The sequence below is a fragment of the Bacillus sp. AR13-1 genome (assembly GCF_008042285.1).
Taxonomy (GTDB): Bacteria; Bacillota; Bacilli; order Bacillales; family Bacillaceae_G; genus Bacillus_A; species Bacillus_A mycoides.
Genome location: NZ_QNUA01000001.1, coordinates 26,322 through 46,712, shown reverse-complemented (window position 1 = coordinate 46,712; position 20,391 = coordinate 26,322). Strand labels below are relative to the sequence as shown.

23 protein-coding genes are annotated in these 20,391 nt (G+C 34.9%); 16 read left to right on the top strand and 7 right to left on the bottom strand.

The features are described 5' to 3' along the window. The first annotated feature begins 9 nt into the window (after positions 1 to 9). Genes ureG through DN408_RS00240 form a run of 4 tightly spaced genes read left to right on the top strand, consistent with a single transcriptional unit; the run spans position 10 to position 3,069 of the window. Positions 10 to 627, top strand: a complete 618-nt coding sequence (gene ureG / locus DN408_RS00255) for an urease accessory protein UreG (protein ID WP_000594929.1) — start codon at positions 10 to 12, stop codon at positions 625 to 627. Beyond that, positions 624 to 1,445, top strand: a complete 822-nt coding sequence (locus DN408_RS00250; RefSeq protein WP_016120633.1) for an urease accessory protein UreD — start codon at positions 624 to 626, stop codon at positions 1,443 to 1,445. Before ureG ends, DN408_RS00250 begins: the two co-directional genes overlap by 4 nt. Positions 1,446 to 1,463: 18 nt before the next feature. Beyond that, positions 1,464 to 2,096 carry an AmiS/UreI family transporter gene (locus tag DN408_RS00245; protein ID WP_147739912.1) on the top strand — a complete coding sequence of 211 codons (633 nt, stop codon included), beginning with the start codon at positions 1,464 to 1,466 and terminating at the stop codon, positions 2,094 to 2,096. Beyond that, complete coding sequence (locus DN408_RS00240; protein WP_002128522.1) at positions 2,083 to 3,069, top strand: HoxN/HupN/NixA family nickel/cobalt transporter; 987 nt, start codon at positions 2,083 to 2,085, stop codon at positions 3,067 to 3,069. The genes DN408_RS00245 and DN408_RS00240 overlap by 14 nt, the downstream gene beginning before the upstream one ends. Before the next feature lie 88 nt (positions 3,070 to 3,157). On the opposite strand, the gene DN408_RS00235 is transcribed toward DN408_RS00240, so the two are convergent. Both DN408_RS00235 and DN408_RS00230 read right to left on the bottom strand, forming a co-directional pair. Further along, on the bottom strand, positions 3,158 to 3,361 hold the full coding sequence (locus DN408_RS00235; protein WP_016120632.1) for a CsbD family protein: 204 nt from the start codon (positions 3,359 to 3,361) through the stop codon (positions 3,158 to 3,160). A gap of 171 nt (positions 3,362 to 3,532) precedes the next feature. Continuing rightward, positions 3,533 to 4,345, bottom strand: coding sequence for a GNAT family N-acetyltransferase (locus DN408_RS00230; protein ID WP_147739911.1), 813 nt, complete (start codon positions 4,343 to 4,345; stop codon positions 3,533 to 3,535). 152 nt (positions 4,346 to 4,497) lie between these two features. Between DN408_RS00230 and DN408_RS00225 the strand changes: the two genes are divergently transcribed. The 6 genes from DN408_RS00225 (at position 4,498) to DN408_RS00200 (ending at position 11,047) form a co-directional block, all read left to right on the top strand. Next, positions 4,498 to 4,701, top strand: a complete 204-nt coding sequence (locus tag DN408_RS00225; protein ID WP_002185166.1) for a hypothetical protein — start codon at positions 4,498 to 4,500, stop codon at positions 4,699 to 4,701. 456 nt (positions 4,702 to 5,157) lie between these two features. Beyond that, the gene (locus tag DN408_RS00220) at positions 5,158 to 5,946 is read left to right on the top strand and encodes a helix-turn-helix domain-containing protein (RefSeq protein WP_002185167.1); all 789 of its coding nucleotides are present in this window, start codon (positions 5,158 to 5,160) and stop codon (positions 5,944 to 5,946) included. Between the two features lie 169 nt (positions 5,947 to 6,115). After that, entirely contained in the window at positions 6,116 to 7,729 is a 1,614-nt protein-coding gene (locus tag DN408_RS00215; protein WP_002185168.1) for a long-chain fatty acid--CoA ligase, read from the top strand. A 123-nt stretch (positions 7,730 to 7,852) separates the two neighbouring features. After that, entirely contained in the window at positions 7,853 to 8,428 is a 576-nt protein-coding gene (locus tag DN408_RS00210) for a biotin transporter BioY (protein ID WP_002014265.1), read from the top strand. 65 nt (positions 8,429 to 8,493) lie between these two features. Then, positions 8,494 to 9,957, top strand: coding sequence for an acyl-CoA synthetase (locus DN408_RS00205; RefSeq protein ID WP_147739910.1), 1,464 nt, complete (start codon positions 8,494 to 8,496; stop codon positions 9,955 to 9,957). Further along, entirely contained in the window at positions 9,950 to 11,047 is a 1,098-nt protein-coding gene (locus DN408_RS00200; protein WP_078178550.1) for an acetyl-CoA C-acyltransferase, read from the top strand. Before DN408_RS00205 ends, DN408_RS00200 begins: the two co-directional genes overlap by 8 nt. 7 nt (positions 11,048 to 11,054) lie before the next feature. Here the strand turns inward: DN408_RS00200 and DN408_RS00195 are convergent, their stop codons facing one another. After that, positions 11,055 to 11,636 carry a DUF6434 domain-containing protein gene (locus DN408_RS00195; protein WP_002128513.1) on the bottom strand — a complete coding sequence of 194 codons (582 nt, stop codon included), beginning with the start codon at positions 11,634 to 11,636 and terminating at the stop codon, positions 11,055 to 11,057. A 104-nt stretch (positions 11,637 to 11,740) separates the two neighbouring features. On the opposite strand from DN408_RS00195, the gene DN408_RS00190 reads away from it, so the two are divergent. Next, on the top strand, positions 11,741 to 12,184 hold the full coding sequence (locus DN408_RS00190; protein WP_002128512.1) for an NUDIX hydrolase: 444 nt from the start codon (positions 11,741 to 11,743) through the stop codon (positions 12,182 to 12,184). Positions 12,185 to 12,226: 42 nt separating this feature from the next. On the opposite strand, the gene DN408_RS00185 is transcribed toward DN408_RS00190, so the two are convergent. Beyond that, positions 12,227 to 13,429, bottom strand: coding sequence for an alanyl-tRNA editing protein (locus tag DN408_RS00185; RefSeq protein WP_147739909.1), 1,203 nt, complete (start codon positions 13,427 to 13,429; stop codon positions 12,227 to 12,229). Between the two features lie 133 nt (positions 13,430 to 13,562). Here DN408_RS00185 and DN408_RS00180 point away from each other — a divergent pair, with 133 nt between their 5' ends. Continuing rightward, positions 13,563 to 13,955: a hypothetical protein gene (locus tag DN408_RS00180; RefSeq protein ID WP_002137716.1), complete on the top strand. Its 393-nt coding sequence runs from the start codon at positions 13,563 to 13,565 to the stop codon at positions 13,953 to 13,955. Between the two features lie 84 nt (positions 13,956 to 14,039). Continuing rightward, positions 14,040 to 15,278, top strand: a complete 1,239-nt coding sequence (locus DN408_RS00175; protein ID WP_078178552.1) for an MDR family MFS transporter — start codon at positions 14,040 to 14,042, stop codon at positions 15,276 to 15,278. 51 nt (positions 15,279 to 15,329) lie between these two features. On the opposite strand, the gene DN408_RS00170 is transcribed toward DN408_RS00175, so the two are convergent. Together DN408_RS00170 and DN408_RS00165 are read right to left on the bottom strand one after the other, a co-directional pair. Beyond that, positions 15,330 to 15,716 (bottom strand): Hsp20/alpha crystallin family protein, encoded by a 387-nt coding sequence (locus DN408_RS00170; protein ID WP_002066632.1) that lies wholly within the window; start codon positions 15,714 to 15,716, stop codon positions 15,330 to 15,332. Positions 15,717 to 15,841: 125 nt separating this feature from the next. Further along, positions 15,842 to 15,985 (bottom strand): small acid-soluble spore protein P, encoded by a 144-nt coding sequence (locus tag DN408_RS00165; RefSeq protein WP_002128508.1) that lies wholly within the window; start codon positions 15,983 to 15,985, stop codon positions 15,842 to 15,844. Between the two features lie 121 nt (positions 15,986 to 16,106). Between DN408_RS00165 and DN408_RS00160 the strand changes: the two genes are divergently transcribed. Together DN408_RS00160 and pdaB are read left to right on the top strand one after the other, a co-directional pair. After that, positions 16,107 to 16,370, top strand: coding sequence for a hypothetical protein (locus DN408_RS00160; protein ID WP_002014282.1), 264 nt, complete (start codon positions 16,107 to 16,109; stop codon positions 16,368 to 16,370). A 46-nt stretch (positions 16,371 to 16,416) separates the two neighbouring features. Beyond that, positions 16,417 to 17,142 (top strand): polysaccharide deacetylase family sporulation protein PdaB, encoded by a 726-nt coding sequence (gene pdaB / locus DN408_RS00155; RefSeq protein ID WP_002066634.1) that lies wholly within the window; start codon positions 16,417 to 16,419, stop codon positions 17,140 to 17,142. Between the two features lie 37 nt (positions 17,143 to 17,179). On the opposite strand, the gene sspO is transcribed toward pdaB, so the two are convergent. Continuing rightward, on the bottom strand, positions 17,180 to 17,329 hold the full coding sequence (sspO, locus tag DN408_RS00150) for a small acid-soluble spore protein O (RefSeq protein WP_002033549.1): 150 nt from the start codon (positions 17,327 to 17,329) through the stop codon (positions 17,180 to 17,182). Positions 17,330 to 17,618: 289 nt separating this feature from the next. On the opposite strand from sspO, the gene acnA reads away from it, so the two are divergent. Then, positions 17,619 to 20,342 (top strand): aconitate hydratase AcnA, encoded by a 2,724-nt coding sequence (acnA, locus tag DN408_RS00145; RefSeq protein ID WP_002014285.1) that lies wholly within the window; start codon positions 17,619 to 17,621, stop codon positions 20,340 to 20,342. Positions 20,343 to 20,391 lie beyond the last annotated feature (49 nt).

The following is a 20,391-nucleotide window of genomic DNA, read 5'->3' as shown; positions in this document are numbered from 1 at the left end:
AAAAATAAAATGATAAAACCTATTAAAATTGGTATTGGTGGCCCCGTAGGTGCTGGGAAAACAATGTTAGTTGAAAAGTTAACAAAATATTTAAATACAGATTATGAAATTGCAGCAATTACAAACGATATTTATACGAAAGAAGATGCAAAGATTTTATTGAAAACGGGTGTTTTACCAGAAGATAGAATTATTGGTGTAGAGACAGGAGGGTGTCCACATACAGCAATTCGAGAGGATGCTTCTATGAATTTTGAAGCAATTGAAGAGCTCATGATTAGACATAGTAATTTAGATATTATTTTTATTGAAAGTGGGGGTGATAATTTAGCTGCCACATTTAGTCCAGAGCTAGTGGATTTTTCAATTTATATTATTGATGTAGCACAAGGAGAAAAGATTCCTCGTAAAGGTGGACAAGGAATGATCAAATCTGATGTATTTGTGATTAATAAAACGGATTTGGCACCTTATGTAGGGGCTGATCTTGGAGTTATGGAGCAGGATACGAAAAATTACCGACATAATAAACCATATTTTTTTACAAATTTGAAGGATGAGGAAGGCTTACAGGGATTAATAAATTGGATGCGACAAAACATCATGTTAGAAGGATTGAAGAAATGAAAGCCCCTACAGGTGTCTTAAACATTGATGTGATGGAAAAGAGACATAAAACGGTACCTATTAAGGTTTATCATAAAGATGCCTTAAAAGTAACGCAGCCAATATATTTGGACGATTATGGTAGAGCATATTACTATATCATGAATTCTGGTGGAGGTTATTTAAAAGGAGACTTCTATTCTATAAATATAAATGTTCATGAAGATGCGAAAACATATATAACAAGCCAATCAGCAACGAAAGTTTACAAGACTCCAAATAGTTATGCTTTGCAAGAATTGAATGTTTATATTGGTGAAAATGCTGTTATGGAGTATTTACCAGATCCGTTGATTATGTACAAGGATGCAGCATATAAGCAAAAAACAAATATATATATGCAAAATAATTCTACATTGATTTTATGCGATTCAGTTACGCCTGGTTGGTCTCCAAATATGGAGAAGTTCACATACCAGTATTTTGATTCGCTAACAAAAATATATATGGAAAACAAACTTGTAGTTTACGATCATCTATTGTTAAACCCTTTCAAAGAGTCGTTAGATCAAATGGGAATATTAAATCAATATTCCCATTATGGTACTTTCATGGTTATTAATGAGAACATTACAAATGATTTAATTACAGCATTGAAAACTTCGCTTTCTAACACTAACAATATGAAGATTGGAATATCTTCTATGCCATGTAAAGGCTTTGTCATACGCATACTTAGTCATAATACAGAGGATATGGAGTCTATATTTTTTCAGTGTCATCGTTTTGTTAGAGAGAATTGTCTGCATGAAGAATTAACATCCTATCGAAAATATTAAGTAGGAGAAGGGGATACTATGACTAATGTGGGATTATTATTTGTCGGTGCAGTTCTATTTATGAATTCACTAGCAGCTTTTAAACTCATTGATAGCAAAAGTGTAGGGTACTTCAATTTATTTGTAGGGGCATTACAAACTTTGACACCATTATATTTATTATTTACAGGAAGTCAATCTAATGAGTGGACTATCCTATCTAATGGAACTATTTTTTTATTTGGTTTTACTTATTTATATGTTGGCCTTACGAATATATTAGAACTTGATTCTTCAGGTGTAGGTTACTATTCTCTTTGGGTTGCTATTATTGCAACGGTTATGGGAATAGCGAATCAATTACATGAGAGTGGAAGTCTACAAAGTACAATAATTTGGTTCTTTTGGGCGTTCCTTTGGTTTTTATTTTTCCTGCAAGATGGGTTGAAAAAGAAGATTCATATTTATGTAGGGATTGTTTGCTTCATTGAATCTTGGATTACTGCAACGATACCAGCCCTGTTAACACTTACAAATCATACAGGTATGTTAAATGATTTTGTAATTATTTTAGTGACTATTATAACGATTGTAGTTTTTATTATGGCACTTTTCTTTTTCAAGAGTATTCAATCTAAAGTAGAAAGGGTTAGTAACTATGTGGAAAAGTGAACTGAAAAAAGCAACTAATTTTTTTGTTATTATTATATTTCTTCATGTGCTTGGAATTCTCTTATTATTACCTGCACTGTATAAAGGCAATAGCATAATTGGAATGGCTATTATTGCATATTCTTTAGGATTGCGTCATGCGTTTGATAGTGATCATATTGTCGCAATTGATAATACTGTTCGGAAATTAATTGAAAAAGGTAAAAACTCACAGGGGGTGGGGTTTTACTTCTCATTAGGACACTCTACTGTAGTATTTGTGATGATCGTATTAATTGCTTTAATTGGAAAAACAGCAAAACATGGAATGGAGAGTTTTTCTACTATAGGCGGTATTATCGGCACAATTGTTTCTAGTACATTTCTTATTATTATTGGGCTTACCAATCTGTTGTACCTTATTAAAGTGTTACGAAGCCAAGAGGATAAGCAACCAGAAAACTTAGGATTTATATATCGTTTCACGCAGCGCTTATTTAGGTTTATTGATAGTCAAAAGCAATTGTATATGATCGGTTTTTTATTTGGGCTTGGTTTTGATACAGCAAGTGAAATCGGATTAATTGCTCTTTCTACAGTAACTGCAACAAGTCAATCTATCCCGCTTGTAAGTATATTTGCTTTTCCCATTTTGTTTGCTGCAGGAATGTCGTTGATGGATACATTAGATAGTACATTCATGAATACGAATTATAAGTGGGCAATGGAAAATAGTCGAATTAGAAATTCATATAACGTATTAATTACCTCAATATCTGTTATAACGGCTTTTTTAATAGGGGGTTATCAACTATTATCTTTACTTATTGAAAGCTATAATTTACAGGGACCGTTTTGGAATCTCATTCAGGTAGTTAATTTTGATTATTTGGGTATATGTCTTGTTGTATTCTTTATTATTTCTCTTATTGTTTTTGCTGTATGGAATAGAAATGCATTTAAAGAACCACTTACAAAGAGTATAGAGAAATAAAAATATACCGTGTGATATTTGGTTAATTATGTATATAAACTGAAATAAAAAACACGTTAGATGAAAATGCATCTAACGTGTTTTTTTATTATTTATGTTCCTTATATTCATGTGCTTTTTCTTTTATATTACCAACCGTATCTTTAGCAGTGCCTTTCATTTTATCCCATTTTCCCTCGGCTTGTAATTTTTTATTGTCCGTTACTTTCCCGACAACTTCCTTTACTTCACCCTTTACCTTATCAATAGCACCTTCTACTTTTTCTTTTAAACCATGATCATGTTTAGTCATACATTTCTCCTCCTTGTAGTTTGAGTAGAATTCTCTTTTCATATTGCAAGTTGAATGATGTATCTAGTAATAGCGTAACAAATTTAGTTTGAATATTCAAATGAATAACAGGATAGAAAGGTAATTGTCATAAAATGTATACATTCGTAATGGAAAGAAAAAGAAAGTTAATTATATGTTTTTCGCAGTCCATATTGATTTTGTATAAGCAATTTTCATATGGGCACGTTCCATATTATTTTGACTGCCGCTACCGAATCTTGCTTGTCCAACTATTAAATTGCAATTGGATGCAAGAGCGGTCTCAATTCGTTTTTGAATTAATGCGGTATGGCAACCTTTACGTTGAAATTCTGGCAAAGTAGCAGAAGCAGCTAATGAAGAAATACCTTTATTTATATAAAGTACCCCTATACTAGCAGGAGTGTTTTGAACTTCGGCTATGAAAAAATGCCATCCTGGTTTATTGTAAAGAATTTCATTATTTTGACGAACGCCATTTTTTGTAAAGGATGGCATGTTAAATCCACGTACATATATGTCTGCAAAAATATCAAATTCATTTTCTTTTAGTTGGCGTACTGAAATGTTAGAAGGCAGCAGCGATGAGTCTTCTCTTGGTAAACTATATAAAGCGGTATGGAAGCTAGATTGATAAAAACCTTTTTGAGATAAGTATTGAAATAATTCAGTTGTACCTTGAGCCGGTGTAATTTCAAAACGGCAAGGGATTTGTAGTGATTGATAATAAGCGATGATTTCATCTATCTCATCTGTATTTGTAAATGTAATGCCCTTTACTGTATTAAAAGCAGGACCAGCAATTATTTTTGATGAAAAGGCAGTGGCACTCTCGAACTTTTTCATTTGTACTTGCATTGGATTTCCGCTTATTTCTTGTAGTGCCTCTAATCTAGAAGAAAGCATATCTATTTCTGCGTTCTCAATTTCTTGTGCTGTATTGACTGTCATAATTGTACTCATACGATTCCTCCGTCAATAAATATATTTCATAGTACATATACGATGTTTGTTCTGAGATTCCTGTTGAAATGTAAGAGAATAAGAAGGTTTTTGGAAGGTAAATGGAAGTGAACTGTCGAAGGGAGTAGAAACAGATTAAAGGTGGTGCTCTCATGAAACAGGAAGACGTGCAGACATGCTCTCATTGCGGTTCTCAAAACATAGGAGAAGGTGAGTTTATCGGTTATGCACAGATACGGAAAAAGGAAACGATGTTCACATCTTCACCAGTGGATGCTTATATTTGTACAGATTGCGGGAATATCCTTTCATTAAAGGTACGGAATTATGAAAAGTTTAAGCAGAAGCCGCTATGATTGTTAAGAAGTGGTAATATAAAACGTCGTATACGAAAGATCTTACATTAAGTTAATTTAATATAAGTGACATTTTACATATATATGAGTACGCCTTAAAAAAAGAGATAAAAACATATACTTTATGAGATGCTCATCATTCATTACATGAAACAGAAAAATATATAGAAGAAAAAGTAGTCATCTTAGAATGGTTCATAACGAAAACTCCTTTAAATGAATAAAGGAGTTTTTTTATTTTTTATAACAATAATTCCCTTTAATTGTTATAATTGGTCATTGAGAGTAATTATTTTATTAACGCCATAATTATAGAAGAAAAACAGCTAAATCGTATACAAAACCGCTATATAACACAATCGCAACTGTAAGTTGACAAAGTGCAACCACAGGAAGATAGAGATAAGAGCAATGTTGACCTACAATTTAGTTAAGAAAACAAAGGGGGACACACATATGGAATTTGGTGAGAAGCTTTTTAAATTAAGAAAGGAAAAAGGCCTTTCTCAAGAAGCGTTAGCTGAGAAATTAAACACAACAAGACAAGCGGTTAGCAAATGGGAAAATGGTCAAGGTTTTCCTGAAACCGAAAAACTAATAATGATTGGAAATGTATTTGAAGTATCTCTTGATTACTTATTAAAAGAAACTGCTGAGCAAAGTAATGAAAAGGAAAATGGTTATTATGTAAGTAAGGAAATGGCGGAAGGGTATATAGTGTATGGGCAAAAAATTTCTAAATATATCGCATTAGGATTTAGCTTGCTTATTTTATCTACAATACCGTATTTATTATTTAAAGAAAATGCAACAATGTCTACATTCCTTGTCATTATCATTGCTGTCCTTGGAATTGGAGCAATGATGGTACCTGTAACTATAGAAGAGAGTCGATACAATGTATTAAAAAAAGAAGAATTACTATTTGATCCAAACTTTTTAAAAGAATTGACAAAAAGATATGCGACTATTAAAAAGAAGTATGCTGCAGTAGTAATTGTTGGACTTTGTTTCATAGCAGCAGGAGCGATACCATTTTTATTTGAGAAAAAACGAATTACTTCAGGAGAGCTCGTGCAGTATTATCCTTATTGTGTTGTACTTATTGCTATCGGGTTTTATCTTTTTGTTCGTGTTTTAGGAGTGTTAGAGACGTATCGGATTTTAGTAGAAAATAAAGAATATAGTAATCGTGTCATTTTTAAATTAAAAAAGAAAGTAAGAAAAAAGGTAGATAGTTTTTAAATAGGAGAGAACCATGTTTTGTATCGTATGTATTCAAAACATGGTTTTTATTTATTAGAATTATTTCCAAAGAAATAATTCAGAAAATACAGATAAATATCGTAATTATTTGTAGAAGTCTGTTATAATATACAGAAATGAAAACGCTTTAAAGGGGGATATAACCAATATGATGATGAATGTACCGCTAACAATTAGTTCTATGATGGAAAGAGCAGAAAAACTGTTTTCAAAGAAAGAAATTGTTTCACGGACACATGACACAGTTACGACATTAACGTATAAGCAGTTAGGTGAAAGGACGAGAAGGCTTTCTAGTGCGTTAAAAAAATTAGGAATTAAAGAAGGCGAGCGTATAGGAACGTTAGCGTGGAATCATCATCGACATGTGGAAGCGTATTTTGCTATTCCTGGTATTGCTTCCGTTTTACACACAATTAATATTCGTTTATCTCCTCAACATATTTCATACATTATTCAGCACGCAGAAGATCGAATTCTACTTATAGATGAAGATCTCGTACCACTTGTTGAAAATATTCAATCACAATTATCAACTGTACAAGCCTACATTATTATGACTGATAAAGATGAACTTCCCAATACTACGCTAGAACCTGTATATCATTATGAAAAGCTATTAGAAGAAGGCGATCCAACTTTCCAATTTGTAAAAGATATTGATGAAAATACACCTGCTGGTATGTGTTATACGTCAGCGACTACAGGAAACCCAAAAGGTGTTGTATATACGCATCGTAGTACTGTATTGCATTGTATGGCACTCGGTTTAGCGGATACAGCTGCTTTATCGGAAAGTGATGCGGCTATGGCAATTGTACCGATGTTCCATGTGAATGCTTGGGGGCTTCCTTTTGCAGCTACTTGGTTTGGAACTAAACAAGTTCTGCCAGGACCAATGTTTACTCCGAAAATTTTATTAGAGATGATTCAAACTGAAAAAGTAACGATAGCAGCAGGTGTGCCGACAATTTGGCTCGGTGTATTACAAGAGTTAGAAAATAATAGTTACGATTTATCTAGTATAACGAGAATATTATGCGGTGGTGCTGCTGCACCGAAAAGCGTTATTAAAGCATTTGAGCAAAAATATAATGTTCCTTTCGTACATGCATATGGTATGACTGAAACAAGCCCACTCGTAACACTTGCACGTTTAAAAAGTTATGAAACAGAATTATCATATGAAGAGCAATTAGAAATCCGCTCAAAACAAGGATATCTTGTCCCTGGTGTAGAGATGAAAGTAGTCGGTACAAACGGTGAAGTGAAGTGGGATGGTACTGAGATGGGAGAGTTATGTTTACGAGCACCTTGGATCGCTGAAAGCTATTATAACGATGATCGTACTGTCGAAGGATTCCGAGACGGTTGGTTATATACTGGTGATGTTGTTACAGTTGATGAGGAAGGCTGCGTGAAAATTGTTGATCGTACGAAAGATGTTATTAAAAGCGGGGGAGAATGGATTTCTTCAGTGGATCTTGAAAATGCTTTAATGGCACATGATGCTATATTTGAAGCGGCTGTCGTTGCAATTCCTCATCCGCAGTGGCAAGAACGCCCAGTTGCCTGCGTTGTTCAAAAGAAAAATAGTACGGTTACAAAAGAAGAAATATATGAGTTTTTAAAACCGCAGTTTGCGAAGTGGTGGTTACCAGATGATATTGTATTTATGGAAGAAATACCGAAAACATCTGTTGGGAAGTTTTTAAAACAGGCACTTCGAAAAGAACTTGAGCATTTGCATAAAGAGAAATAACCAAACTTTCATTTGTAAACTTATTTTTAATTACGGTTGACAAACGTCGAAGGGAAAGATAATATAACTCCTATAATATGTTATCTAAAATCCATTTCAAGTTTACAAATAGGAGAAGCAAATATGAATACAAAAAACTTAGTTTTCGTCGCTTTATTTAGTTCTATTATGGGAGTGTTAGGGTTAATACCTCCAATTGCTCTTGCTATTACACCAGTTCCAATTACATTACAATCACTCGGTGTTATGCTTGCTGGTGGGTTGTTAGGCTCACGTCTTGGTGCGTTAAGTCAGCTTATTTTTTTACTTATAGTTGGAGTTGGAGCACCATTACTTGCTGGTGGGCGCGGGGGACCAGGTGTATTTGTTGGGCCAAGTGCAGGATATTTACTTGGTTATATCGTTGGAGCGTTTGTCATTGGATATTTAATTGAGCGTTTACGTGAAGTTTCTATTATAAAAGTACTATGTATTAATATAATTGGTGGTATTTTCGTAGTTTATGTATTTGGTATCATTGTCCAAGCTTTCGTAATGGATATTTCCGTATGGGAAACGATGAAAGTAAGTGTCGCATTTTTACCAGGTGATTGCATAAAGGCGACTATAGCAGCGATTCTTGTGACAAGATTACATCGCTCATTGAAACATATTATTACGCCTGCTTTGAAGAATAAAAAAATTACAAATGCGGGGTAAGAAAAAGGAGAAACACGTTACTTGCGTGTTTCTTTTTATTATTTTGTAAAGAAAGGACGTCTCATATGGGGATTACAAAAGAATATAAAAAGTATGCCTCTTTACAACCAAATAAAATAGCGATTAAAGAAAATGATAGAGTATTAACATATAAAGAATGGTTTGAGTCAGTGTGTAAAGTAGCAAACTGGTTGAATGAAAAAGAATCGCAGAATAAAACGATAGCAATTTTATTAGAGAATAGTATGGAATTTTTACAACTATTTGCGGGTTCCGCTATGGCTGGATGGGTTTGTGTGCCACTAGATATAAAATGGAAACGAGATGAACTTAAAGAAAGAATAGCGATTAGTAAACCGGATATTATTGTGGCGGAGCAGTATAGGCTTAGTGATATATCGTGTGAAGAAGGAAGGATTATTGAGATTGAAGAATGGAAAGAAATGATTGAGAACTATCTTCCTGCATATCATTCTGTAGAAAATGTACAAAACGCTCCTTTTTATATGGGATTTACATCAGGATCGACTGGAAAAGCAAAAGCGTTTTTACGTGCTCAACAGTCGTGGGTACATAGTTTTGATTGTAATGTACATGACTTTCATCTGAAAAAGGAAAATTCTATTTTAATAGCTGGGACGCTTGTTCATTCTCTTTTCTTATACGGGGCAATAAGTGCATTGTTTTTAGGGCAAACGGTACACATAATGAGAAAGTTTGTACCAGTTCAAGTGCTATCTAGTATAAGGATAGAGAATATTTCTGTAATGTATACAGTTCCTACAATGCTTGAGTCTTTGTATAAAGAAAATAAAGTAATTGAAAGTGAAATGAAAATTATTTCGTCAGGAGCCAAATGGGAAGCTGAAGCAAAAGAGAAGATGAAGAATGTGTTTCCTTATGCAAAAAGATATGAGTTTTATGGTGCGTCTGAGCTAAGCTTTGTAACGGCATTGGTTGATGAAGAGAGTGAAAGAAAACCGAATTCAGTAGGGAAACCTTGTCATAATGTACAAGTTCGAATATGTAATGAAGCAGGAGAAGAAGTACAGACAGGTGAGATAGGAACTGTGTATGTGAAAAGTGATCAATTTTTTATGGGCTATGTATCGGATGGAGCTATAATCCCGCAATTGTCCGAAGGTGGCTGGATGACAGTGCAGGATGTGGGCTACCAAGATGAAGAAGGCTTTATATATATTGTTGGTAGAGAGAAGAATATGATTTTATTTGGAGGAATCAATATTTTCCCAGAAGAAATAGAAAGGGTATTACAGACACATCCAGCTGTTGAAGAAATAGTTGTGGTTGGTGTAGAAGATAGTTACTGTGGTGAAAAGCCTGTCGCTATCGTAAAAGGAAGTGCTACAAAGCAACAATTAAAAAGTTTTTGCTTACAACGATTATCATCTTTTAAAATACCGAAAGAATGGTACTTTGTTGATGAAATACCTTATACAAATAGCGGGAAAATAGCTCGCAATGCAGCAAAAAGTATGATTGAAAACCGGGAGAAGATATATGAATAGGGCGGTTATTGTAGAAGCGAAAAGAACACCTATTGGTAAAAAAAACGGGATGTTGAAAGATTATGAAGTTCAGCAATTAGCAGCACCACTTCTTACGTTTTTAAGTAAAGGAATTGAGAGAGAAATAGACGATGTTATATTAGGGAATGTTGTTGGACCGGGAGGTAATGTTGCAAGATTATCTGCTTTAGAAGCTGGGCTTGGTTATCATATACCTGGTGTAACGATTGACCGGCAATGCGGAGCTGGATTGGAAGCAATTCGTACTGCGTGTCATTTTATTCAAGGGGATGCAGGTAATTGTTATATTGCTGGGGGCGTAGAGAGTACAAGTACGTCACCTTTTCAAAATAGAGCGCGGTTTTCACCTGAAACAATTGGGGATCCAGATATGGGATTGGCGGCTGAGTATGTTGCAGGGCAATATAACATAACAAAAGAGATACAAGATGAATATGCTTGTCTTAGCTATAAAAGAACGCTGCAAGCATTAGAAAAAGGATATATACAAGAAGAGATATTACCTCATTATTTTAATGGATTATTAGATGAATCTATAAAGCGGGAAATGAATTATGAAAGAATGATTAAGAGAACGAAACCTGTATTTTTACAAAATGGAACGGTAACAGCAGGTAATTCGTGCGGTGTAAATGATGGAGCATGTGCTGTTCTTGTAATGGAAGAGGGGCAAGCACAGAAATTAGGGTACAAGCCAGTTCTTCGTTTCGTTCGTAGTGCTGTAGTTGGCGTGGATCCAAATCTTCCAGGGACTGGTCCGATATTTGCGGTGAACAAATTATTAAACGAAATGAATATGAAAGTAGAGGACATCGATTATTTTGAAATAAATGAAGCATTTGCTTCAAAAATTGTTGCTTGTGCAAAGGAGTTACAAATTCCTTTTGAAAAATTAAATGTAAATGGTGGAGCAATTGCGCTCGGTCATCCGTACGGTACATCTGGAGCTATGCTTGTGACACGTTTGTTTTATCAAGCACAAAGAGAGCATATGAAATATGGAATTACGACGTTAGGAATTGGTGGTGGAATAGGGCTTGCGCTATTATTTGAGAAAGTAGAAAACTAGAAAGGGACTAGTTTTCTACTTTTTGAGGAACATAAGCATTACTACCAGGTTTTGCTTTTATTTCATTCCAAGCAGCGATAGCATCAGCTTTTGATTTCCCTTTGTTATTTGGATCTTCGAAAAAGTCGCGAGTGAAACGATTGTATTCAAACTGCGCGCTGATAGTTGTTTTGTATGTAGGATCTTTTTTTCGTTCGTTTTCTTCATACCAAAACGTTATCGCGTCTTCATATGTTTTTCCAACATTCTCTTTAAAAAATTTTTGAAGAGCTACTGTAAAGCGGAAGTTTGCTCCGATTTTTTCTTTGAAAAAAGCACGAACATCTTCGCTACAGCGGTGATTGTTAGTAATAATCGTTTGAAGAGAAAGTTCTTTATAAGAGAGGGAAGCTTTACTCACCTTTTGACTAGAGCTGTTTTTTAATATTTTACCAGTATGTAAATAATGTGAGATACGCTCGGTTATTTCAATCTTAGAGCCACTAGCTGACAAACCATGCTCACGACAAAATGTTTGCAGTTCTGCTTTTAACCAATAAAAGTTTTGGAAATCTTCAAGTGATATAGACTTTGTTAAAGGTGGACGCATAGATGTAACAACTTCTTTCTTCCATAATTTTCTTTAATTATAAAACATATGTTCTTTTTGTGGAAGGATTAATTTGTAAATATAACGGGAAGAGGAGATTACATATGGAAAGTGTAATGCAAGTTCGTGTTACGGGAATTTTAATTGAAGATGAAAAAGTATTGCTAGTAAAGCAAAAAGTTGCTAATCGCAATTGGTCTTTACCTGGGGGAAGGGTAGAGAATGGTGAAACGTTAGAAGAAGCGATGATTCGAGAAATGAGAGAAGAAACAGGATTAGAAGTTAAAATTAAGAAGCTACTCTATGTTTGTGATAAACCAGATGCTAGTCCATCTTTATTACATATTACGTTTCTGCTTGAAAGGATTGAAGGTGAAATTACGTTACCTTCTAATGAATTTGATCTTAATCCAATTCATGATGTACAAATGGTAGTGATTAAAGACTTAAGTCATTATGGTTTTTCGGAAACTTTTATAACTCTTATAAGTGAAGGTTTTGCAAGTGCAGGGAGTTATCAAGGCTTGAAACAAAATATAGGCCTGTAAATAATTGAAGGATAGCCGTTAGCTACCCTTCATAAACATGTTTTACACTGCTGACTGTAAAGAAGAAGCAAGTTGATTTAAAAACTCATCTCTACTCATAATTGCTTTCCCACCGCCACGAGCACTCTTTTTATTTCCTCCGCCTTTTCCTTCAATAGAAGGGAGGGCATCTTTTAAAAGAGCATTCATATCGAGTGTCACTGCTTTACCACAAGCAAGAATACATTGTAATTTGTCCTCATTTTCAATAACGAAGTATGTAATTGCGTGTTCTTGTTGTTCTGTAATAATGGCAGCTAGTTTTGCGACTTCTTGCATAGAGCGATTTGTAAATGCTCGAGAGATAAGTGTTCCAGCATGTATTTCTTCCGATTGTTGTAATAGTTCATTTGCTTCTACAAATAATAGTTTTTCATTCATTGCTTGTATTGCCTTTTCGTTTTCTTTTTGAGAGGTAAGAAGTTGTGCTACTTTTGCTGGAATATCAGTTTCGCTACTGTTCAATTGCTTAGAAACATCGGTTAATATTTGTTGATGTTGTCCCATTAATTTAAGAGAACGCCAACCAGCTATAAATGTTAAGCGTATACCACCTTTATTGCGCTCCCATCCTAGTACTTGAATAGGACCTACTTCACCAGTGTGTTTCGGATGCGTTCCGCCACAGCCGTTGTAATCATAATTTGCGATAATAACAACGCGTATATTTTCTGTCATAGTTGGTTCTTTGCGAAGGGGTAATGCTTTGGCCTCTTCTAAGTTCATCCATTTAATACGAATAGGGTGGTTTTCAAAAACAATTTGATTAGCAATTTGTGCGGCCTTCTCAACAGTTTCTGTAGAAAGATTGGCAGTTTCTAAATCAATGGTTATAGTTTCTTTTCCAAGATGGAACCCGATCGTCGGTATGTTAAAGTGATCCCAAAAAGCAGCGGATAAAATGTGCTGAGCCGTATGTTGTTGCATATGGTCAAAACGGCGCTCCCAATCTATTTTACCCTCTACTTCTTCTGTATGTAATTGTTCTATTATGAAATGACGAATTTCTCCATTTACTTCTTCAACGTTACTTACCGGAATACCATTTAAAGTTCCAGTGTCATGTGGTTGTCCGCCGCCTGTTGGATAAAATGCAGTTTCATTTAAGACAACATATAAGCTTCCTTCTGTATCATGCTCTTGTTTTATAACTTTAGTAGTAAAGTCTTTCTTATAAGCGTCGATGTAATATAATTTTTTCTCCAATTTTCTTTCCCCTTTCGTGTTAGCTAGTTTCATTGTAAAGCAATTGAAATTAGTTTCCTAATATTTCAGAAGAAAGAAACTTTTTTTAGAATTTTCTTGCTATAATAAGAAGAAAATGCGGGGGGGAATGAAAATGCCATATGAAAACGGCGTAGATAAGTTGCTTAGTTTAAGCAGAAATATTTCCGAATTATATCGAGAATTAAATGAGATGACCCGGATTTTAACGGATTGTAATCGAGAAAGTGTGAAATTTGATCGGTTATATGTAAAGGAGTTACTTTGGAAAAAAGAAGATGTCATAGAGAAGTATGAACAATTACTCGTCCAGCTTTGTATTAATGAATGCTTTGATTTAAAAAGTGTAATTACTGGCGAATATAAGTATACATATGAAGAAGTAGAAAGCATTGTTTTAGAATTTAATGAAAAGTATAATGTAGCTATTTTGATTAAAGATGTTTGTAAAGAACTACAGTTTACATACGGAATTGATATGGAAATAACGAGAACAGCTCGGGTATAAACATCTCAAGTATAGAAAAAGGAAAAAGAAAGCAGATCCTTTGCTTTCTTTTTTTATGTAAGAAAAGGGAGAGTAGGTTTAAAGATGAAGGGGAAGTTACAAAATATTCATCCACTTGGAATGAGTATCATTATAGGGACATTATTTGCTAGGTTTGCAACTTCAATGAGCATTCCTTTTTTAGCGATTTATTTAACGACTGTTAAAGACGTATCGGCTGGAATGACCGGTGCTATCATTGGAACGAGTGCGCTTGTTGGAGTGTTAGCTAGTTTTATTGGAGGCAATTTATCGGATCGATTTGGTCGAAAGATGATTATAATATGGTCCATGATTGTTTGGGTGTTTGTATTTATAGGATTTTCAGTTGCAGATCATGTTTTGAGTTTCTTTCTATTAAACGCTTTGAATGGATTATGTCGTTCTTTTTTTGAACCGACATCAAGAGCTTTATTATCAGATTTAACGAAACCAGAGTATCGTTTACTCGTATATAATTTGCGTTACGGTGCAATAAATGTTGGAGTAGCGATGGGTCCACTTGTTGGATTACAGATTGGAAGTGCAAAATCAACGATTCCTTTTTTAGTAGCCGCTGGAGTGTACATTTTATATACAGTTATATTAGCGTTTCAATTTAAGAAATATCCACTTGATAATAAGAAAGTAACTACAGAAAATCCGGTCACAATGTTAAGTGCGGTTCGGATTTTGCGAAAAGACATAGTATTTTTAGTTGCTTTAGTCGGAATCATTTTGAGTAATAGTGGTTTTTCACATTTAACGACGACACTATCTCAATATTTTGCAAACGCACATATATTTCAAGATGGAGTAAAGTTGTTCTCATATATGCTAACTTTAAATGCGGTTACAGTAGTAGTTATTCAATACCCTGTTATTCAAATGTGTAAAAAGTATACGCCGTTAGCATCTATTATGGTTGGAACGTTATTTGTGAGCGGGGGATTGTTTGGATTTGGACTAGTAGAATCTATGTTAGGGGCTGCTATATGTACAATTATTTTTACATTCGGAGAAGTATTAATGTTTTCAATGACAGATGTATTTATTGATGAGATAGCTGTTTCGCATTTGAAAGGGACATATTTTGGAGCTATGGGCTTTTCGGGAATTGGAGTAGTAATTGGTCCTTGGTTTGGCGGGATACTTCTCGATCATTATGGATATCAAAATGGCTTTATTGTATTTTTTATATTAGCTGTTTTTTCAACCACTGCATTTCCAGTCCTATTAGTTACAAAAAGCTTAATGAAAAAAAGATATATTAGAAATTCTAAAATAGAATTACATGCGAAATAACATAAGCCCCAGCAAACTAAAAGGTTGCTGGGGCTTATGTTTGTATTTATATTAATCGTTAATTCGAAAAAAGACTTTCTCTTCATGCGTGTTGGCAACTTCATTTTTGGAAATATGAATGGCTAAATATCCATTCTCTAAGCAGGCTAGCATCTTCTTATAAATAATATTAGCAGGTAAAGGAATTATCCGCTGTAAAGAATTATTTTTATGAAGTATGCAAATGTTTAGGCCTGTCTCCATCTTTTTAATGAGTACATCTTGTTCAGTTACATTTAGTACATCTGTTTCCAAAATGTATTCTTGTTCTGTTTCACAAAGGTCAATATGAATTTGATTTGGAAAACTAAAGTTACTATAAGAATCGGAACAAAATTGATCCATCCATTCTTCGAAACCATCAACATGAAAAAGACAATCCTTCTTTTTCTTGCCCATGAAAGACACCCTCCGTAAAATCTCAATTCATACTATGTTATGCATGAATGAAATAGAGGTGAAGAACAAATAGAAAAATATAAACATTTTATGTGAAAGATACAGTGTGTGTGAATACTTTTGCTTTACATATCATGATGTGCATGATTTTTTTGACGTGAATGATTACGGTTTTTAACTTTATGAGATCCACTTAAAGGCTCGGGCTGTCCAGAAGATTGCCCTTTTTTCTCGTTTTGACGATTAGATTGATTCTTGTTTTTACCCATTGTATTTTACACCTCCTCTCCCTATTTAGAATGAGAGAAGTTTGCGAATTTATACGAGAATGTTTTTTGAGAAATGGGTAAAGATAAGTAGGACTAACTCATATAGGAAGGGGAAAGTGTTATGCCATATCATAAAGATAAGCAACAGGCTTTTCAGGCCGCGCAGCAAGGGGTTGTTCAAGCGGAAAATATATTCAATAATATTGTGAAAAATGACCCGAATTACGGCCATGATTTAAAAGAGTTACGCCAAGAAGTGCAAGAGGCGTACGAACAGATTCAAAATGCACTTGAAGTAGCATCAGAAACGCAGCGTCCACAACTTGAGCAATATGAAAGTAATCTCCAAAATATTATGCGAAATGTAGATCAAATAGAAAAGTGAAAAAGGTTGTTGTGAATTCAACAACCTCATTACTTTTAGTGCTACTATGCTGAAACGAAAAATTATTCTATCAATTTTTTCTTTAATTTGTGCAGTACATATATTTCAAGTGGACAAAGTGGAAGCTAAAATGTTGTTAAGAAAAGAGCTAGAGCCAACTGGCTATGTAACATGGGAAGTGCCAAATAATGAAAAAATTATCGCAATTACATTTGATGATGGACCGGACCCAACTTATACACCGCAAGTATTAGAGTTATTACGTCAATATAAAGCGGAAGCGACTTTTTTTATGATTGGCTTTCGAGTTCAGCGTAATCCGTACTTAGTAAAGCAAGTGTTGAAAGAAGGGCATGAAATCGGAAATCATACGATGAATCATTTGTATGCGAGTAATTCATCAGATGAAAAATTAGAACATGATATTTTAAATGGAAAGAAATATTTTGAAAAATGGGTGAAAGAACCTTTATTGTTCCGTCCGCCAGGTGGATATATTAATGATGCTGTATTTACTACGGCAAAAAAAGCTGGGTATCAAATTGTTCTATGGTCATGGCATCAAGACCCTCGTGATTGGGCGAATCCGGGTACAGAATCCATAGTAAATCATGTTGTGAAAAATGCTAAAAGTGGAGATATTGTACTGTTGCACGATGGGGGAAGTGATCGTAGTCAAACAGTGGCGGCATTAGCAAAAATTTTACCTGAACTGAAAAAGCAGGGTTATCGATTTGTAACAGTTTCGGAGTTGTTACGTTATAAACATTAGAGAAAATCCCAAAAGGTATACCTTTTGGGATTTTTCGTTACTGATTCTTTTTTCGTTTCTTATTATTTTGTCGCTCTGCCGGAGTTAAAGGTTCATTTGCGAACTCTTCATTATAGCCAGTTCCTTGCCCTTGGGCGGATGCAGCATTCATTCCTGAAATAATATGATTGGCTTTTCTTTTACCCATTTTTCTCACCTCTATAATGTTTTTTATAGACGAACCATGAGTCGTTCATAGCATATATGAACGTAAAGTAAAACACTGAAAGAGTGCTTTACTTTATAGTAATAGTATTAATAAAGAGCATGGACACTATTCAAATTTAGAAAGATAAAGAAAACTTATGATAATCCATAAGTTTCTTATTATTTACTTATTTAGAAAGTTGTAATAAGATATTATCGTAAGGTATTGAAAAGTTTGTCTACATTTTATATTCAGACAAATTAGTCACGTTTAACAGGGGGGAAACATAATGGTCAAACATAATCCATTTCAATCACGTGCAACTTTTGAACTAGATGGAAAGACGTATCATTATTATCAATTGAAAGCGCTTGAAAACGCAGGGGTTGGCAACGTATCTCAATTACCATATTCCGTGAAAGTTTTACTTGAATCTGTACTTCGTCAAGTAGACGGACGCGTAATTACAGAAGAACATGTTACAAATTTAGCGAAATGGGGAACGAAAGATGTTCAAGATATCGATGTTCCGTTTAAACCATCTCGCGTAATCTTACAAGACTTCACAGGTGTTCCAGCTGTTGTAGATTTGGCTTCGCTTCGTAAAGCAATGGCAGATATGGGCGGAGATCCTGATAAAATTAATCCAGAAATTACTGTAGACCTTGTAATTGACCACTCTGTACAGGTTGATAGAGCGGGTACAGCGGACTCGCTTGCATTCAACATGGACTTAGAGTTTAAACGTAATGAAGAACGTTATAAATTTTTAAGCTGGGCACAGAAATCATTTGATAACTACCGTGCAGTTCCACCAGCAACAGGTATTGTACACCAAGTAAATCTTGAATATTTAGCACCGGTTGTTCATGCGGTGAAAAATGCTGAAGGTGACTTAGTTGCATACCCAGATTCATTAGTTGGAACTGACTCACATACAACAATGATTAATGGTATTGGTGTTCTTGGATGGGGCGTTGGTGGTATTGAAGCAGAAGCAGGAATGCTTGGACAGCCTTCATATTTCCCAGTACCTGAAGTAATCGGTGTGAAATTAACTGGTACACTTCCAAGTGGTACAACAGCAACTGACGTTGCATTAAAAGTAACACAAGTGTTACGTCAAAAAGGTGTAGTTGGTAAATTTGTTGAGTTCTTCGGTAATGGACTAAAGAGCATGCCTTTAGCTGACCGTGCAACAATTTCAAATATGGCACCAGAATACGGTGCAACTTGTGGATTCTTCCCAATCGACGATATTTCATTAGAATACTTACGTTTAACAGGTAGAGATGAAGAGCAAATTCGCGTTGTTGAAGAATATTGTAAAGCAAATGGCTTATTCTATACAGCAGACAGTAAAGATCCAATTTATACTGATCTTGTTGAAATTGATTTAAATACAATCGAATCTAATCTTTCTGGACCGAAACGTCCGCAAGATTTAATCCCACTTTCAAATATGAAAGAGGAGTTCCATAAAGCTGTTGTAGCACCAGTTGGAACACAAGGGCTTGGATTCAATGAGCAAGAGTTTGATAAAGAAGTGAAAGTTACATTGAAAGATCAAGAAGTAACGATGAAAACAGGTGGAATTGCAATCGCTGCAATTACAAGCTGTACAAATACGTCAAATCCGTACGTGTTAATTGGAGCAGGGTTAGTTGCGAAGAAAGCAATTGAAAAAGGACTTAAAGTACCTGGTTACGTAAAAACATCGTTAGCACCAGGATCTAAAGTTGTTACAGAGTACTTAGATAAGTCTGGTTTAACAACGTATTTAGATCAATTAGGTTTCCAAACAGTTGGTTACGGCTGTACGACTTGTATCGGTAACTCTGGTCCATTAGCAGAGGAATTAGAAGAAGCAATCGCAGCAAATGATTTATTAGTAACATCTGTTTTATCTGGTAACCGTAACTTTGAAGGTCGTATTCACCCACTTGTAAAGGCAAACTACTTAGCATCACCACCACTTGTTGTGGCATATGCACTTGCAGGTACTGTTGATATTGACCTGAAAAATGATGAAATCGGTAAAGATGTAAATGGTAATGCTGTTTACTTTAATGATATTTGGCCATCAGCTAAAGAAATTGAAGATGTAGTTCAAAGTGTTGTTACATCTGAATTGTTCAAAAAAGAATATGCACAAGTATTTAACAGCAATGAGCGCTGGAATGAAATCCAAACTTCAAATGAAGCTTTATATACTTGGGATAATGATTCAACATACATTCAAAACCCACCGTTCTTCGAAGGATTATCTAAAGAGCCAGGTGAAGTTGAAACGTTATCAGGTTTACGCATAGTTGGTAAATTTGGTGATTCTGTAACGACAGACCACATTTCACCAGCAGGTTCAATTGGTAAGCACACGCCAGCTGGACGTTATTTACTAGAAAACGGCGTACAACCAGTCGACTTTAACTCTTACGGTTCTCGTCGTGGTAACCATGAAGTTATGATGCGTGGTACATTTGCAAACATCCGTATTAAAAACCAAATCGCACCAGGAACAGAAGGCGGATATACAACATATTGGCCAACTGGTGAAGTAACATCTATCTATGATGCTGCGATGAAATATAAAGAAGATGGCACAGGCCTTCTAGTTGTTGCTGGTAAAGACTACGGTATGGGAAGTTCTCGTGACTGGGCTGCGAAAGGTACAAACTTATTAGGTATTAAAGCAGTAATCGCAGAAAGCTTCGAGCGTATTCACCGCAGTAACTTAGTATTAATGGGCGTATTACCATTACAATTTAAAGATGGCGACAGTGCTGAAACATTAGGTCTTGTTGGTGACGAGTCATTTGAAATTCAAATTGACAAAACGGTTAGACCACGCGATCTTGTAAAAGTAGTTGCAATCGATGCAGAAGGAAAAGAGAAGCAATTTGAAGTAGTAGCTCGTTTCGATAGTGAAGTTGAAATTGACTACTACCGTCACGGTGGTATCTTGCAAATGGTTCTTCGTTCGAAAATCGAAGAGTCTAAAGTGTCAAACTAAATAATTGAAATGAATGATAAGGAAGCTAACATTTGTTAGCTTCCTTACT

What these genes read in the sequence shown, in the direction of transcription:
- pdaB (WP_002066634.1), top strand. Translation starts at nt 16,417, where the DNA reads ATGCTGAAACGAAAAATTATTCTATCAATTTTTTCTTTAATTTGTGCA.
- DN408_RS00220 (WP_002185167.1), top strand. Translation starts at nt 5,158, where the DNA reads ATGGAATTTGGTGAGAAGCTTTTTAAATTAAGAAAGGAAAAAGGCCTT.
- DN408_RS00235 (WP_016120632.1), bottom strand. Translation starts at nt 3,361, where the DNA reads ATGACTAAACATGATCATGGTTTAAAAGAAAAAGTAGAAGGTGCTATT.
- DN408_RS00215 (WP_002185168.1), top strand. Translation starts at nt 6,116, where the DNA reads ATGATGATGAATGTACCGCTAACAATTAGTTCTATGATGGAAAGAGCA.
- DN408_RS00200 (WP_078178550.1), top strand. Translation starts at nt 9,950, where the DNA reads ATGAATAGGGCGGTTATTGTAGAAGCGAAAAGAACACCTATTGGTAAA.
- DN408_RS00225 (WP_002185166.1), top strand. Translation starts at nt 4,498, where the DNA reads ATGAAACAGGAAGACGTGCAGACATGCTCTCATTGCGGTTCTCAAAAC.
- ureG (WP_000594929.1), top strand. Translation starts at nt 10, where the DNA reads ATGATAAAACCTATTAAAATTGGTATTGGTGGCCCCGTAGGTGCTGGG.
- acnA (WP_002014285.1), top strand. Translation starts at nt 17,619, where the DNA reads ATGGTCAAACATAATCCATTTCAATCACGTGCAACTTTTGAACTAGAT.
- DN408_RS00230 (WP_147739911.1), bottom strand. Translation starts at nt 4,345, where the DNA reads ATGAGTACAATTATGACAGTCAATACAGCACAAGAAATTGAGAACGCA.
- DN408_RS00175 (WP_078178552.1), top strand. Translation starts at nt 14,040, where the DNA reads ATGAAGGGGAAGTTACAAAATATTCATCCACTTGGAATGAGTATCATT.
- DN408_RS00170 (WP_002066632.1), bottom strand. Translation starts at nt 15,716, where the DNA reads ATGGGCAAGAAAAAGAAGGATTGTCTTTTTCATGTTGATGGTTTCGAA.
- DN408_RS00205 (WP_147739910.1), top strand. Translation starts at nt 8,494, where the DNA reads ATGGGGATTACAAAAGAATATAAAAAGTATGCCTCTTTACAACCAAAT.
- DN408_RS00250 (WP_016120633.1), top strand. Translation starts at nt 624, where the DNA reads ATGAAAGCCCCTACAGGTGTCTTAAACATTGATGTGATGGAAAAGAGA.
- DN408_RS00210 (WP_002014265.1), top strand. Translation starts at nt 7,853, where the DNA reads ATGAATACAAAAAACTTAGTTTTCGTCGCTTTATTTAGTTCTATTATG.
- DN408_RS00245 (WP_147739912.1), top strand. Translation starts at nt 1,464, where the DNA reads ATGACTAATGTGGGATTATTATTTGTCGGTGCAGTTCTATTTATGAAT.
- DN408_RS00160 (WP_002014282.1), top strand. Translation starts at nt 16,107, where the DNA reads ATGCCATATCATAAAGATAAGCAACAGGCTTTTCAGGCCGCGCAGCAA.
- DN408_RS00180 (WP_002137716.1), top strand. Translation starts at nt 13,563, where the DNA reads ATGCCATATGAAAACGGCGTAGATAAGTTGCTTAGTTTAAGCAGAAAT.
- DN408_RS00190 (WP_002128512.1), top strand. Translation starts at nt 11,741, where the DNA reads ATGGAAAGTGTAATGCAAGTTCGTGTTACGGGAATTTTAATTGAAGAT.
- sspO (WP_002033549.1), bottom strand. Translation starts at nt 17,329, where the DNA reads ATGGGTAAAAGAAAAGCCAATCATATTATTTCAGGAATGAATGCTGCA.
- DN408_RS00240 (WP_002128522.1), top strand. Translation starts at nt 2,083, where the DNA reads ATGTGGAAAAGTGAACTGAAAAAAGCAACTAATTTTTTTGTTATTATT.
- DN408_RS00165 (WP_002128508.1), bottom strand. Translation starts at nt 15,985, where the DNA reads ATGGGTAAAAACAAGAATCAATCTAATCGTCAAAACGAGAAAAAAGGG.
- DN408_RS00195 (WP_002128513.1), bottom strand. Translation starts at nt 11,636, where the DNA reads ATGCGTCCACCTTTAACAAAGTCTATATCACTTGAAGATTTCCAAAAC.